We start from the raw sequence: 14,534 nt of genomic DNA, 5'->3' as shown, positions 1-14,534 counted from the left end.
ATGTCAGGTGGCAAGGCGCGAGCTTCGAAACACCAGATCAAGACCAATCGAGGCGGCGTATAGCGGAGCGGCCATTGGCGCCGCGCAATCGCTCGCAGACACTGTGGATGCACTGATATGGACCAGGCTGTCGACAAGCCGGCTAGGGTGGCGCCCGCCGCGCCGCTTACGGAAAGCGAGAAGAACGTCATCATCGCCGGCATCCTTTTGTCGATGCTGCTGGCGGCGCTCGACCAGACCATCGTCGCGCCGGCCATGCCGACCATCGGCCGTTCGCTCGGCCACGCCGACTACCTGCCGTGGATCGTGACCGGATATCTCCTGACGGCGACGGCCATGGCGCCGCTCTACGGCAAGATTTCCGACGTCTATGGCCGCCGGCCGACCGTCTATGCGGCGATCCTGATCTTCCTTCTGGGATCGCTGGTCAGCGCCATGGCCCCCAACATGTTCGTGCTGGTCATCGGCCGGGCGATCCAGGGTGCGGGCGGCGGCGGCCTGTTCGCCCTGGCGCAGATCGTCATCGGCGACCTGGTGCCGCCGCGCGAACGCGCGCGCTATGCCGCCTGGATTTCGGGCACCTGGGCTGTCGCCAGCATCGCCGGGCCTTTGCTCGGCGGCGGATTTGCCGAACATCTCCATTGGTCGCTGATCTTCTGGATCAACATCCCGCTCGGCATCTTGGCCATGGCCATCATCAACAAGCCGCTGCGCAAACTGCCGGTCGCCGCAAAGCGGCATCGCATCGACGCGCCGGGCGCGCTGCTTCTGGTGGTGGCGACGGCATTGCTGCTTTTGGCCCTCAACTGGGGCGGCAGCGCCTATCCATGGGCTTCGCGCGAGATCGTCGGCCTGCTCGCCTGTTCGGCGGTCTTCTGGGCTGCGTTCGCTTTGCGGCTGATGCGTGCGGCCGAGCCGCTGATCTCGCTTGAAGTGCTGAGCAATCCGATCGTGCTTGCCGGCACGGCGTCGATGTTCCTGCTGCAGGCCGCCAATATCGGCCTGTCGGTGTACCTGCCGGTCTATCTGCAGTCGATCATCGGCCTGTCGGTCAGCCAGTCGGGCCTTGCCATGCTCGGCCTGCTGCTCGGAACGGTCGCCGGCGCGACGTTCAGCGGCCGCACGATACCGCGCTTCTTCCACTACAAGCGTATCGCCATGGTCGGCGTTCTCTTCGCCATTATCTGTCTTGGCGTGCTCAGCCTGGTCGCCGGCCGCGCCTCGCTGCTGGTGGTCGAGCTCTTGACCATCTGCATCGGCCTTGGAAGCGGCACCACCTTCCCGGTCGCCACCGTATCGGTGCAGAATGCCGTCGACCGCGCGCATCTCGGCGTTGCCACCGGCGTGCTGACCTTCCTGCGTTCGCTGGGCAGCGCGCTCGGCGTCGCCATGCTCGGCGCCGTCGCGCTCGGCTATGGCCTGCCGCTTGCCGGCGAAGGCGCGCCGGCTGCCGGACAGATCGTCTCGGCGACGCCCTTCATGATGATCTTCCTTGCCGCGGCCGTCACGCTCGTGCTGGCGCTGATCACGCTGGCGCTGATGCCGGAGAAGTCACTGCGCGGCCGCGACGACGCCGAGGCGCCGGTCGTTCTGGTGGAGTGATCCGGAAAGCCCTGTAGGGCCTACTCCACGACGCCGAGCTTCTTCTGCAGGCTGGTCGACGACGTCGTGTACTGGAAGACGATGCGCTCGCCCGGGCTGATGATGCGCTTGGCGGCCTGCGCCATCAGCGCCACCTCGTGAAAACCCGACAGGATCAGCTTCAGCTTGCCTGGGTACCAGTTGATGTCGCCGACGGCAAAGATGCCTGGCACCGAAGTCTGGAATTTCTCGGTATCGACCGGAATGAGGTTCTCATGAAGGTTGAGCCCCCATTCGGCGATCGGGCCGAGCTTCATGGTCAGGCCGAAGAACGGCAGCATGCGCGTGCACGGCACCTCGATGTCGCCGTCAGGCCCGCCCTTGATGGTAGCAGAGGCCAGCTCGCCGTCGGCGCCGGTCAGGCCGCTCACCTGGCCGACCCGGAACTCCAGCTGCTTCATCTCCTGCATGGCATACATCTTGTTGACGCTGTCGGGCGCCGCCCTGAATTCCGCGCGCCGGTGGACCAGTGTCACGCTTTTTGCCACCGGCTGCAGGTTCAGCGTCCAGTCGAGTGCGGAATCGCCGCCACCGACGATGACGAGGTCGTGGCCGCGGAATTCCTCCATACGGCGCACCGAATAGAAGACGCTCCTGCCCTCATAGGCCTCGATGCCGGGAATGGGCGGCCGCTTGGGCTGGAACGAGCCGCCACCGGCGGCGATCACCACCACCTTGGCTTCGAACACCTCGTTCTCGTCGGTGGTGACCCGAAATGAGCCGTCGTCCAGCTTTTCCAGGCTGGAGACCATGCGGTTGAAGGTAAAATCCGGCTTGAACGGGTGAATTTGCTCGAGCAGTTTGTCGACCAGCCCTTGCGCCGAGATCGAGGGCCAGCCTGGAATGTCGTAGATCGGCTTTTCCGGATAGAGTTCGGCGCATTGGCCGCCGGGCCGGTCGAGGATATCGATCAGATGGCACTTCATGTCGAAGAGGCCGAGTTCGAACACGGCGAACAGGCCGACCGGCCCCGCCCCGACAATGAGTGCGTCCGTCTTGATTATATCGGTCATGCCAGGCGAGCCTCATTGTCAAACTGGGGCGAAACTGGCGCGAGACTGCATGAGCATTGGCCCGCTGCCAAGCGGCGGCGGGAAAAATCAGATGCTACGGGAGATCAACCCTGGCGAGCCGGCACGCGCACGACGAGGCCGTCAAGCGCGTCGCGCACCTTGATCTGGCAGGACAGGCGCGAGTTCGGCTGGACGTCATAGGCGAAGTCCAGCATGTCCTCTTCCATCGCCTCCGGCTCGCCGACCTCGGCCGTCCAGGCTTCGTCGACATAGACATGGCAGGTCGCGCAGGCGCAGGCGCCGCCGCATTCTGCCTCGATGCCCGGCACCGCGTTGCGGATCGCATTCTCCATGACGGTCGAGCCGTTTTCGGCCTCGACATCGAAAGGAGTGCCGTCATGGGCAATGAAGGTCAGCTTGGTCATTTGTCACCTGAAGGGAGTCCCAGCCGAGATAATCACTCCGCCGGACAAGTCAACTGCGGCGCGAAAGCGCCGCTTTGTGACGTTTTTTCGGAAAGCTGGCCAAAGCACGCCCTGGCCCCGTCGATTCATCCCGGTGGCCGCTGCCGAGCGGCAGCCATTACCGGCTGATGGCGGCGATGAAATCGCGCACTTCCTCGATCAGGGTGCCGAGGCGCTTGAGGATGCGCGCATCTTCCGGCTGCTGTTCGATCGAGGTGGCGCAGTCGGCGATGGCAAAGGCGCCGACCCCGCGCGCCGAACCTTTCAGCCCATGCGCCAGAAGCAGTCGCTCCCTGACATCGGCATCGACTATTCTGTCGCGGACGGAAAGCGCCTGCTGTACGAACAGCGCCAATACCTCCTGTTCGAGGGCGCGATCGCCCATAGTCTGACGGGCCAGATGGGCCAGATCCACTGGGCGCGAACGGGCCGGTCCCGACGCATCGCCGCCCGGCATTGAGAAGGCAATGCCGCTTTCACCGCGTACCAATTTGAAACTCCTTGTGCCGATCGCCGAAAAAACTAGGCGATTTCCGTCGCCAACGCGTTAATGAATGGGCTGGAAAATTGTTGCCGTTGAGGCGGTTAGATCACGTTGTCGTTAACCTTATATTTAAAGTTTTACGTATCTCGCGGAATGCATGTTTTCTTTACCCCTGTGTGTCATTACGATACGAAGGTCCATTTTCAGCCTCCTGCGTGGGATAAGACGAGCCAGAATCAGGCAAAAATAAGAAGTCCCTCGGCAGCTAGTACAGGGTAGCGAAGGCATGGCGAAGAAACCAACGACGACCAGAACTCTCGACAGCGACGTAGCCAGGGAACTCGAAAAGGCACTAGACCTCGATCTCAGCGGAGACGGCAGCGGCGATCTCGATATCGCGGCGTCGATGGAAGATCTGGAAGCGCAGATATCGCAGGCCGCGGACGAACTGGCGCGCGAAGGCCGCCCCCAGAAGCCCGCCCCCGCTCAAAACGCGCCCGTCCAACAAAACCAGAGTGCGAAGCCGGCAGCCAAGCCCGCCGAGCTGCGCCCGGTCGAATCGCGCAACAGCGCTCAGCCAGCCGGCTTCAAGCCGGCAAACGATGACCGCCAAAAAGATTACAAGACGCTGCTGCACAGCCTCAACCGGCGCGCGTCGAGCACGATCTATTGGGTCGTGGCGTTCGTGTCGCTGGCCTGGATCGCCGGCGCCGGCGGCCTCGCCAATCTGCTGTTTGGCCCCAGCATCTGGAAAATTCGTACGTTCGATCAAATCCTGGCCCGCCCTGAACTGATCGGCCTGGCGATCGCGGCAATCATACCGGTCGTCCTGTTTTGGGCCTTCGCGGCGATGATCCGCCGCGCGCAGGAAATGCGCATTGCCGCGCAGTCGATGACGGAGGTGGCTTTCCGCTTGGCGGAGCCGGAAAACCTCGCCCAGGATCGCGTGATGATGATCGGCCAGGCCGTTCGCCGTGAAGTGGCGGCGATGGGCGAAGGCATCGAGCGCACACTGGCGCGCGCCGTCGAACTCGAAACGCTGGTCCACAGCGAGGTCAACCAGATCGAACGCTCCTATTCGGAGAATGAATCGCGCATCCGGTCGCTGGTCGACGGGCTGGGCAGCGAGCGCGAAGCCGTCGTCACTCATGCCGAGCGCGTGCGCGCCTCGATCACCGGCGCGCATGAAACGCTGAAGGACGAGATCGGCGCCGCCTCCGACATTATTCGCGACTCTATCCTCAACGCGTCGACCAAGCTGTCGATGACGATCACCAATTCCGGCGACACGCTGATCGACCGCATCAATGAAAGCTCGATGTCGATCTTCGATTCGGTCGAAACCCGGCTGGATTCGATCACCGACAGGCTGTCGACATCGGGCGAAGCCTTTGCTTCGCTGCTCGACACCCGCATCGCCAAGCTGACGGACACCACAGACGGCCTAACCCGGTCGCTGACCGACCTGCTCGACGACCGCACCACCGGTATGGTGTCGCTGCTCGGCGGCGCCGCCCGCACCCTGAGTTCGGAATTCGAGTCCAGCCTGAACGGCATCGAGCGGACGCTGGCCGAGCGCGGCCAGGCGCTGATCAGCGAATTCCAGACCCGCGCCGAAGCACTCGATACCGGCACGCAGAAGCTCAACGCCGCGCTCGAGGCGCGCGCCCGCCAGATCAACGAAACGCTGGTCGAGCGCGCCCGCGAGATCGCCCACACCTTTGCCGAGAGCAAGGATCATTTGTCGGCGATGATCGATCAGGGCAAGACCCAGATCGGCGCCGACATGGCCGACATCGTCTCGTCGACCTCGTCGATGCTCGAAGCCCGCGCCAGCGATTTCGCCGGCCGGATGGAAGCCGCCCGCCATGTCGTGTCGCGCTCCTTCGACACCGACATCCAGCGTCTTGCCGATGCCCGTGTCGGCATCGAGGACGCCGTCGAAAACCACAGCCGCAAGCTGTCCGAAAGCCGCGAACGCATGGCGGCTGCCATGCAGGCGGACCTGGCGAAGTTCGCCGAGGGCCGCGCCGGCATCGATGCGGCCGTAACCAACCAGGTGCAGAAGCTGGCCGAAGGCCGCAACCTGATCTCGCGCGCCCTGGAAGAGGATCTGCGCAAGGTCAACGAGTCGCGCGCCGCCATCGACGCGTCGCTGGGCAGCCATCTCGAGCGGCTTGAAGAAGGCCGCAACCGGCTCAACCAGGCTTTGCATGAAGACTCCGGAAAACTTGTGCAAGCCCGTACGATCATTGACGAAATGGTCGCCGGGCATGTCGGTAAGCTGGCCGAAGGCCGCAACATTCTGTCGCGCGCCCTGGAAGCCGATCTCGGCAAGCTCGCCGACAGCCGCGCCTCGATTGACGGGCTGGTCGCCGGCCAGGTTGAAAAGATCGCCGAAGGCCGCGCCATCCTGACCAAGGCGCTCGAAAACGACATTATCGGCATCAAGGGCGTGATCGAGAACCACTCGGCGAAACTGGCCGAGGATCGCACCGAACTCAGCAAGGCGCTGGAGAACGACCTGTCCGGCATCAGAGGCCTGCTCTCCGACCATTCGAGCCGGCTTGCCGACGATCGTGGCCTGTTGTCACAGACGCTCGAGGCCGACCTCGCCAAGCTCGCCGAGAGCCGGTCGAGCATCGACGGGCTGGTCGCCGGCCAGGTCGAGAAGCTGGCCGAGGGCCGCGATATCCTCAAGCGCGCGCTCGAAGCCGACCTCAACACCATCAAGGGTGCCATCGCGGGTCATTCCGACAAGGTGGCGGAAGAGCGCGGTCAGCTTTCCAGGGCACTGGAGGCCGACCTGCAGAATGTGAACAGCCTGATCGCCGACCACTCGAACCGGCTTGTCCAGGATCGTTCGACGCTATCCCAGGCGCTTAAGGAGGACCTTCAGAGTGTTAACAGCCTGATCACCGACCACTCGAGCCGGCTTGTCCAGGATCGTTCGACGCTATCCCAGGCGCTTCAGGACGATTTGCACAATGTCAGCGGCATCATGGCCGATCATCAAAACAGGCTCGTCCAGGACCGTTCGGCGCTCTCAAAGGCATTGGAAGACGACATCGCCAAGCTGGCGGAGAGCCGCTCCAACATCGATGGGCTGGTCGCCGGGCAGGTCGAGAAGCTTGCCGAGGGCCGGGACATCCTCACACGGGCGCTCGAAGCCGATCTCAATGCGATCAGGAGCGCCATTGCCGACCAGTCGCAGAAGCTGAGCGAAAACCGTGGCGAGTTCGCACGGGTGCTGGAAGCGGATTTGGAAAATGTCAACAGCCTGATCGAGGGTCACAGCGACAAGCTCGTCCGGGATCGCGCGACGCTGTCGAAGGCTCTCGAGGACGACCTCGCCAAGCTGGCCGAGAGCCGGTCGAGCATCGACGGACTGGTCGCAGGCCAGGTCGAGAAGCTGGCCGAGGGGCGAGACATCCTGAAACGTGCGCTGGAAGCCGACCTGCAGAAGCTGTCGGCAAGCCGCGGTGAGGTTGACGACATCATCGCCGGCCATGTCGGCAAGCTGGCCGAAGGCCGCAACATGTTGACCCGGGCGCTGGAAGACGATCTGGCAAAGCTCGCCGACATACGTAAGGACGTCGACCGCTCTCTGTCGGGCCATATCGACCAGATTGCCGGCAGAAGCACCGATATCTCGGCGGCAATCGCTGCCGATGTCGAGAAAATCGAGCAGGCCTTCAGCAAGCAGACCGGCATCATCGAAGAGCGCGCCGGAACCATGGAGCGCGCGTTGTCGGTGGGTGTCGACAATGTCCGCAGCGTGCTTGAAAAGAGCGCCGTCTTCGTTGCCGGCGCGCTGCGCGAGAAGGTGATGGAAGTCACCAGCGCGCTGCACGAACAGGCCGGTGCTGCCTTCAGTGACGCCGACCGCAAGATCGCCGAGCGTGCCGAGCAGACCTCGGCCGCCCTTTTGGCCCGGGCCGAGGACATCGCCCGCACCTTCGAGGACGCGGATCGCCGTCTGCACGCACGTGCCGAGGACACATCGAGCGCCCTGCTTGCTCGCGCCGAGGATACGACGAATGCCTTGCTTGCTCGCGCCGAAGACACAACGAGCGTGCTGCTTGCCCGGCATGACGAGACGTCGAACTCGCTGCTCGCCCGCGCCGAAGAAACGGCCGGACGGCTGGCTGCCCGCGCCGGCGAGATCGCCGGCACGTTCGACGCCGCCGACCAGAAGCTGGTCGCCCGCGCGGTCGAGACGGCGCAGTCGCTGGCCGACCGCGCCGGCGACATCCTGCGTAACTTCGAGGGCGCCGACCAGCGGCTGAGCATGCGCATCGGCGAATCCGCCGAAGCGCTGGCCGCCCGCGCCTCCGACCTCGGCCGCATCTTCGACGCCGCCGACCAGCAGCTGATCTCGCGCATTGCCGAGGGTTCGGACGCGCTGTCGGCACGCGCCACCGAGATCAGCCGCATCTTCGACGAGGCCGATCACCGCCTGGTGTCGCGCATCGCCGATTCCACGTCGACCATCGGCGAGCATGCCGACAACATCGTCGGCGCCTTCGCCAGCACCGAGCAGCGTGTTGCCGAACGCGCACGCCAGACCGGCCAGGAACTTGCCGTCCACGCCCGCGAGATGGAGCAGGCTCTTGCCGGCGCCGATGAGCGGCTGGCCGCGAGCGTTGCGTCCGCAGCTTCGCGCGTCGAGGAACAGGTCGCCAACGTCGAGAACCGCCTTCTTTATACGACGGAGACGATGGGTCAGAAGCTCAACGAGCAGGTTTCCAGCGCAGAAGCTCAGCTGATCTCGCGCGCCAACACGATTGCGGAGACTTTTACCGCGGTCGGTCAGCACATCGGCCAGAGCACCAACGACGCTGCCAAGACCATCGGCACCAATACCCGCGAGCTCAACACGATGCTGGCGGCGCGTTCGGCCGAGATGGCGAAGATCCTGGACGAAACCGCGCGGCCGCTGGTCGAGCGCTTCGCCCAGGGCGGCTCGGAACTGCAAAAGAGCATGGAAGAGGTCACCGAACGCGCGACCGAGAAGTTGCGCAGCGAAAATGCCGCCCTCGTCAACGCGCTCGCCAGCCGCACCGCCGAAACGCTGTCGGCCGTCGAAGGCGCGCGCTCGTCGCTCGCCGATAGCGTCGCCGACCTCATCGGCCGCATGAGCGTCTCCAGTTCGCAGCTTGGTGAGCTGATCGAACAGGCGGCGATCAACCTCGGCCAGGTCGACGAACGTCTGAGCGGCAGCACGCAAAGCTTCGCGGCGACCACCGAAAAGGCCGCGCAGACCTTCGCCAGCTCGGCACGCCTGGTCGATTCGAACACCACGCGGCTTACCGAATTGTCGTCGTCGACCCTGCGCGAAGTGGCCTCGATCGCCACCAAGTTCGACGAGCACAGCCGCTTGCTGTCCTCGGCTTCGGATCTGTTGAGCTCGGCGCAGAGCAATCTCGAACACACGCTTGAGCGGCAGTCGTCGCTCGAAGACCTAGCCGTCGGCCTGGTCAAGAAGTCGGAAGACCTCGAGAAGGTCATGCGTTCGTTCGAAAACCTTGTCGGCCAGACGATGCAGAATGCCGAAGGCAAGACGCTGGCATCAGCAGACAAGATCCGCATCGCCATAACGGAAGTGGTCGATTCGGCAACCAGCCGGTTCGCCGACGCGACCGAGGAGATGCGGCGCACCGCAAGCTCGATCAAGAGCGAGCTCGACCTCACCCGCGCCGAGCTCAAGAAGGGCGTCATCGAGATGCCGGAAGAGGCCAAGGAATCGACCTCGGCGATCCGCCGTGCCGTTGCCGAGCAGATCAACGCGCTCAAGGAACTTTCGGATATCGTTGCGAAATCGGGACGCGGCGGCGACAATGCCGAACCGCGCGCCCTGCGCCCGGCGCCGCAGGCGCCAGTGCAGCGCCCGGCCGAGCCGGTACGCCGCCCGCCGCCGGCGCCACAGCCGGAGCGCCCTGCTCCGCAGGCGCCGCTCGGCGGCCTGCGTGGCACGCTCGATATCGAACGCCCTGCCGAAGCACCGCGCCAGCGCGACGCCAACGCCCGCACGCCGCAAGGCGGCTGGGTACGCGATCTCCTGACCGGGGCATCGCGCGAGGAGGAAGTCGCCAGGCCGGCAGCGCCCGCGGAAGCACCGCGCGCAACTCCCGCCCAGCGCTCGCCGCTGCATGTCATGGAGTCGCTCAACTCGCTCTCGGTCGATATTGCCCGGGCGATCGACCACGACGCCTCGATCGAGCTGTGGAACCGCTACCGGCGCGGCGAGCGTGACGTGTTCACGCGCCGCCTCTACACGCTCAAGGGCCAGCAGACCTTTGACGAAATCCGCCGCAAATATCAGGCCGAGGCGGAGTTCCGCGCCGCCGTCGACCGCTACTGCGACGATTTCGAGAAGCTGCTCAAGGACGTCTCGCGCAACGACCGCGACAACATCATGGCGCAGACCTACCTGACGTCGGACACCGGCAAGGTCTACACCATGCTGGCCCATGCGAGCGGCCGTTTGCACTGATTGAGGCGACACCACAGACACAGAAAAGGCGGGAAGTTCCCGCCTTTTCTTTGTGCAAAATCGTCGGTCTGCGCTGCCCCTCATCCGCCTGCCGGCACCTTCTCCCGTATAGCGACGGGGTGAAGGGAGATGGCATCAGCCTCGCCGCCCATACTGCGACGGTGACAATTGGCGAAATCATTGGCGATGGCGTTCTTTCTCCCGTCACTATACGGGGAGAAATGCCCGGCAGCGCAATGAGGGTCAGCGCGGACCTGCGATATTTGGTCGAGTGCTGGCTTAACGCGACGAACGATCGTTCGAAGCCTCGACCGGCTCAGATAACCGAATCCGTCCAGCCCACGATATCCTTCGCCGCCTCGCCGAAGGCGCTGTCGAGCGCGTTGACATAGGCCGGATTGCCGCCGCCGGAGACGGGAGCGGATGCGGTGAAGCTCTTCGAGGCGCGCACCTCGCCGTTGCGGTCGTTCAGGATGCGCACGAAGAGATTGACCTCGGCATGCTCGCCACCATTGACGCGGACTTCGAAGGAGCGGATCTCGACGATCACCTGGAAGTCTATCGCCAGCCCCTCGCCCGGCTTGCCGACGCCGGCAAAGCTTCCGGAGCGCTGGAAGGTTTCGGCGAGCCTCGCCTGCACGATCAGCGGCAGCCGGTCGGCCCATTGCGCGCCCTTGAGATACTGGATCGAGCGATCTGACGGCTTGATGACGATGTTCTGGCTGTCCAGCGCCTTGAGCGCGGAGGGCTGGGCGATCAGGATCTGGCGGCGGCTGTGGCCATGGGCGTCGATCGACGGGGCGGACAGCTCGAACGTATCGAGTGGCGCCGGCTTGCCTCCCAATGCCGCGCAACCAGCCAGCGTCAGGCCAAGCAAAACGACTGCCGATCTATACCCACCCAACCCGAACGTCACGCGTGATCCCCACTGTCCCCGGATCGTATGATGAATCCGCATCCCCGGTCCATGTAATTGCTGCGGGCGGGCACGGAAGTCAACGCCGTGCCCTGCCATCGAACTGCCGGACCTCGCCGTCGCCGCCCGACAGGATGCGCTGCGGGTTGCGGCTGAGATCGGTCACCGCCTCTTCGATGCGGCTGATCGAACGCCGGCTGTCCTGGACCAGCGCCTCGACATTCGACAGGCCCTGGCCCGAGAAGCGCGCAATATTGTCGGTGATCGTGCCAAGCCGGGCGTTCAGCGTGTCGGCGACCTGCTTGAACGACTTCAGCGTGTCCCTGGCATCGGCCATGACGCCGTCGGCTTGGCCCGAACCGAGCAGCGTATCGACCCTTTTCAGGATGCCGTCGACGCGCACCGAGGCATCGTTGAGGCGCGACGCAAGCTGTTTGGCGTCCTTGATCGTCTCGTCGATGTCGTCGGCCCGGTCGGCGAACTTGTCGGTCACCTTGGCGATGTCGGCGGCGGCCTTGTTGGCATTTTCGCTGGCCTTCTGAATGTTGGCGAGCGCCACGCGCACCTGCGCCGGATCGATGCCGTCGAGCACATTGTCGACCTTTGCCAGCGTGCCTTGCGTGCGCGTGGCGAAATCGTTGACCGAGCCGACCGCGGTATCGACGTTCTTGATCACTCCGTCGAGCTGTCCGCTGGTCTCCTTCAGATTGGCGGTGACGGCGTCCACATTGGCGACGATGCTCTTGATCTTGTCCTTGTCGACGGCATTGAGCAGGCCTTCGGCAGCCTTCAGCGTGCCGTCGAGCTTGCCGGAAACACCCTTCAGCTCATCCGACAGCGCGCTGACGGCGGTCAGGAACTTGTCGATGCCGTCGGCATTCCTGGCCAGCGCATCGGAAAATGTCTGGGCGTTCTTGACGGTCTGGGTCAGCGGCCCGCGCACATCCCTGGTGAACCCTTCTAGGTCGGAAAGCACCTTGTCGGCGCGGGTGAAGATGTTCTGCGCCGTCTGCAGCAGGTTGGTGACCGCTGACGGATTGGCGATGATCTCGGCCGTCCTGCCTTCCTTTGCCGCCTCATCCAGCAGGTTCGGTTCCTTGGGATCGGCGCCCTTCAATTCGATGTTGACCTGGCCGGCAAGGCTGGCGATGCCGATATCGGCCTGCGTCGATTTGGTGAGCGGCGTTGTCTGGTCGATCTCGGTCGTAGCAATGGCGGCATTCGGGTCATTGCGGTCGAAATAGACGCGCTTGACCACCCCGACCTTGACGCCGTTGAACAGCACCAGACTGCCGGGGCCGAGGCCGGAGGCCGAACCCTGAATGCGCACGCGCAGCTCCGCCGTCTCGCCGCGATCACCGATCTGGGCGGTCCAATAGACGAACCCGAACGCCGCCAGGATCGCAGCCAGGGTGAAAATGCCGACAATTACGTAGTTGGCTCTGGTTTCCATTGCCCCACTTATGTCTATGCGCGCGCGGCAAGATCAAGTTGCCGAGCGCGTTTTCCGCGGAAATAGGATTTGACCCACGGTTCTTCGCTTTTCAGCATGTCGTCGATCGTGCCTTCGACCAGGATTTTCTTGTTGCCGAGCACCGCCACGCGGTCGCAAGCGGCAAACAGCGTGTCGAGATCGTGCGTCACCATATAGACCGTCAGATCCATCGTATCGCGCAACTTCACCACCAATTCGTCGAATTCGGACGCGCTGATCGGGTCGAGGCCGGACGTCGGCTCGTCGAGGAAGACGATGTCGGGGTCGAGCGCCAGCGCCCGCGCCAGGGCGGCGCGCTTGATCATGCCGCCCGAAAGCTCCGAGGGAAATTTTTGCGCGGCGTCCGGCGGCAGGCCGACCAGTTCGATCTTGAGCAAGGCCAGCTCGTCCATCAGTTTCTTCGGCAGATCGAGATATTCGCGCATCGGCACCTGCACGTTTTCCTGCACGGTCAACGCCGAAAACAGGGCGCCGTGCTGGAAAAGCACGCCAAGGCGCATGTCGATGCGCAACCGCTCGATGTCGCTGGCCTTTTCGAGGTCGAGACCAAACAGCTTGATCGTGCCGGACTGCTTGTGCAGCAGGCCGAGAATCGTGCGCAGCAGCACCGATTTGCCGGCGCCCGAGGCGCCGACGAAACCGAGGATTTCGCCGCGCTTGATGTCGAGCGCCAGTTTGTCGAGGATCAGCTTGTCGTCCAGGGCAACGGTAATATCGCGCACCGACAGCACGATATCGTCTTCTTCCATTCCCTGCACAGCCTTGGTCGCCTTTGAGTTTCTGCGCATCATGTCAGAACTCGATCGATGCGTAGAAGATGGCAAAAAGGCCATCGAGGATGATGACAACGAAGATCGATTTCACAACCGAGGCGGTGACGTGCAGACCCAGCGATTCGGCGCTGCCGCCGACCTTCATGCCTTCTACGGAAGCAATGGTACCGATGATCATGGCCATGAACGGCGCCTTGATCAGCCCGGCGAAGATGGTGCTGATATCGATTGCCCCGCGCAGCCGGTCGATGAAGGCCGTCGGCGCAATACCGGAATAAAGCCAGGCGGCTAGGATGCCGCCGCCAAGAGCGGCAAAATTGGCGACGATGGTGAGACAGGGCAGCGCGATCACCAGCGCCACCAGGCGCGGAAACACCAGCACGCCGATCGGGTTGAGGCCGATGACCTTCAGCGCGTCGACCTCCTCGCGCATCTTCATCGAGCCGATCTCGGCGGTGATGGCGCTGCCGGAACGGCCGGCGATCATGATGGCGGTCATCAGCACGCCGAGCTCGCGCAGGATCAGCACGCCGACCAGATCGACAACGAAAATGTTGGCGCCGAAATAGTTGAGCTGGTAGGCGCCCTGCTGGGCGACGATGGCGCCGACGATCGCCGACATCAGCACCACCACGGGGATGGCGCCGACACCCATGCGATCGATCTGGTTGAAGATCGCCGCCGGATTGATGGCATGGCCGCGCCCGAGCTTCATCTGGGCGCCGCCGATGGTGGCGCCGAGGATGTTCATCGAGGCGAGGAAATCGTCGCGCATCTCATAGATGCGGCGGCCGACCGCCTCCAGCCCGCGGAGGATGATGTTGGGGCGCCGGACGCCGCGCGATTCGGGCTCGCGCCGGACAGCTTCGCCAACGGCGCCGAGCAGGATCGAGGCGACATCGCTTTGCCCCTGCATCTTGATCTCGACACCCTTCTTTTCGAAGACACTGACCAGGCGATCGATCAGCCAGGCTCCGGCGGTGTCCATCTTCTCGATGTGGGAAAGATCCAAAGCGAGCGTCTGGAAGCCTTTGCGCTGCTCGATCTTGCGCATCTCGGCGTCGATGAGCGCCACTGTCGTCGTAGTCCAGATGCCGGAGAAAGCGCAGCCGAGGACGCCGCCCTCCTCGCCGACCGCAACGCGGGGCTGGTGGTCGGCCTCCTTGGCGGCGTTGCCGCTTGCGTCGCGTTTGCCGATGGTCAACATGGCGTCCTGTTTAGCCTGACGGGTCGTACCTGTCGATTTGCCGAC

General features: G+C 63.9%; 9 protein-coding genes. 2 read left to right on the top strand and 7 right to left on the bottom strand.

Features of this window, described 5'->3' with window-relative positions; genetic code table 11:
* The first annotated feature begins 117 nt into the window (after nt 1-117).
* Complete coding sequence (locus NKI10_RS10340; RefSeq protein WP_352760031.1) at nt 118-1,602, top strand: MDR family MFS transporter; 1,485 nt, start codon at nt 118-120, stop codon at nt 1,600-1,602.
* Between the two features lie 20 nt (nt 1,603-1,622).
* On the opposite strand, the gene NKI10_RS10335 is transcribed toward NKI10_RS10340, so the two are convergent.
* The 3 genes from NKI10_RS10335 to NKI10_RS10325 form a co-directional block, all read right to left on the bottom strand.
* Nucleotides 1,623-2,654 (bottom strand): NAD(P)/FAD-dependent oxidoreductase, encoded by a 1,032-nt coding sequence (locus tag NKI10_RS10335; RefSeq protein WP_352859789.1) that lies wholly within the window; start codon nt 2,652-2,654, stop codon nt 1,623-1,625.
* Nucleotides 2,655-2,758: 104 nt separating this feature from the next.
* Nucleotides 2,759-3,079 (bottom strand): 2Fe-2S iron-sulfur cluster-binding protein, encoded by a 321-nt coding sequence (locus NKI10_RS10330; RefSeq protein WP_023707481.1) that lies wholly within the window; start codon nt 3,077-3,079, stop codon nt 2,759-2,761.
* A gap of 157 nt (nt 3,080-3,236) precedes the next feature.
* Nucleotides 3,237-3,575, bottom strand: a complete 339-nt coding sequence (locus NKI10_RS10325) for an Hpt domain-containing protein (RefSeq protein WP_023688665.1) — start codon at nt 3,573-3,575, stop codon at nt 3,237-3,239.
* Between the two features lie 313 nt (nt 3,576-3,888).
* On the opposite strand from NKI10_RS10325, the gene NKI10_RS10320 reads away from it, so the two are divergent.
* The gene (locus NKI10_RS10320) at nt 3,889-10,098 is read left to right on the top strand and encodes a kinesin (RefSeq protein WP_352859787.1); all 6,210 of its coding nucleotides are present in this window, start codon (nt 3,889-3,891) and stop codon (nt 10,096-10,098) included.
* Between the two features lie 316 nt (nt 10,099-10,414).
* Here NKI10_RS10320 and NKI10_RS10315 read toward each other — a convergent pair whose 3' ends face one another.
* From NKI10_RS10315 to NKI10_RS10300, 4 genes are read right to left on the bottom strand one after another with little or no spacing between them, the layout of a single operon-like run.
* Nucleotides 10,415-11,056 (bottom strand): ABC-type transport auxiliary lipoprotein family protein, encoded by a 642-nt coding sequence (locus NKI10_RS10315; protein WP_502897539.1) that lies wholly within the window; start codon nt 11,054-11,056, stop codon nt 10,415-10,417.
* A 37-nt stretch (nt 11,057-11,093) separates the two neighbouring features.
* The gene (locus tag NKI10_RS10310; protein WP_352859784.1) at nt 11,094-12,467 is read right to left on the bottom strand and encodes an MlaD family protein; all 1,374 of its coding nucleotides are present in this window, start codon (nt 12,465-12,467) and stop codon (nt 11,094-11,096) included.
* 14 nt (nt 12,468-12,481) lie between these two features.
* Nucleotides 12,482-13,300, bottom strand: a complete 819-nt coding sequence (locus NKI10_RS10305) for an ABC transporter ATP-binding protein (protein WP_502897538.1) — start codon at nt 13,298-13,300, stop codon at nt 12,482-12,484.
* Nucleotide 13,301: 1 nt separating this feature from the next.
* On the bottom strand, nt 13,302-14,489 hold the full coding sequence (locus NKI10_RS10300) for an MlaE family ABC transporter permease (RefSeq protein WP_023708615.1): 1,188 nt from the start codon (nt 14,487-14,489) through the stop codon (nt 13,302-13,304).
* Nucleotides 14,490-14,534 lie beyond the last annotated feature (45 nt).

The organism is Mesorhizobium sp. M0802 (genome assembly GCF_040320115.1).
Classification (GTDB): Bacteria; Pseudomonadota; Alphaproteobacteria; order Rhizobiales; family Rhizobiaceae; genus Mesorhizobium.
The sequence above is the reverse complement of the archived record's forward strand: the minus strand, read 5'-3'. Positions and strand labels throughout refer to the sequence as shown.

What these genes read in the sequence shown, in the direction of transcription:
- NKI10_RS10340 (WP_352760031.1), top strand. Translation starts at nt 118, where the DNA reads ATGGACCAGGCTGTCGACAAGCCGGCTAGGGTGGCGCCCGCCGCGCCG.
- NKI10_RS10315 (WP_502897539.1), bottom strand. Translation starts at nt 11,056, where the DNA reads ATGCGGATTCATCATACGATCCGGGGACAGTGGGGATCACGCGTGACG.
- NKI10_RS10300 (WP_023708615.1), bottom strand. Translation starts at nt 14,489, where the DNA reads ATGTTGACCATCGGCAAACGCGACGCAAGCGGCAACGCCGCCAAGGAG.
- NKI10_RS10310 (WP_352859784.1), bottom strand. Translation starts at nt 12,467, where the DNA reads ATGGAAACCAGAGCCAACTACGTAATTGTCGGCATTTTCACCCTGGCT.
- NKI10_RS10320 (WP_352859787.1), top strand. Translation starts at nt 3,889, where the DNA reads ATGGCGAAGAAACCAACGACGACCAGAACTCTCGACAGCGACGTAGCC.
- NKI10_RS10330 (WP_023707481.1), bottom strand. Translation starts at nt 3,079, where the DNA reads ATGACCAAGCTGACCTTCATTGCCCATGACGGCACTCCTTTCGATGTC.
- NKI10_RS10325 (WP_023688665.1), bottom strand. Translation starts at nt 3,575, where the DNA reads ATGCCGGGCGGCGATGCGTCGGGACCGGCCCGTTCGCGCCCAGTGGAT.
- NKI10_RS10335 (WP_352859789.1), bottom strand. Translation starts at nt 2,654, where the DNA reads ATGACCGATATAATCAAGACGGACGCACTCATTGTCGGGGCGGGGCCG.
- NKI10_RS10305 (WP_502897538.1), bottom strand. Translation starts at nt 13,300, where the DNA reads ATGATGCGCAGAAACTCAAAGGCGACCAAGGCTGTGCAGGGAATGGAA.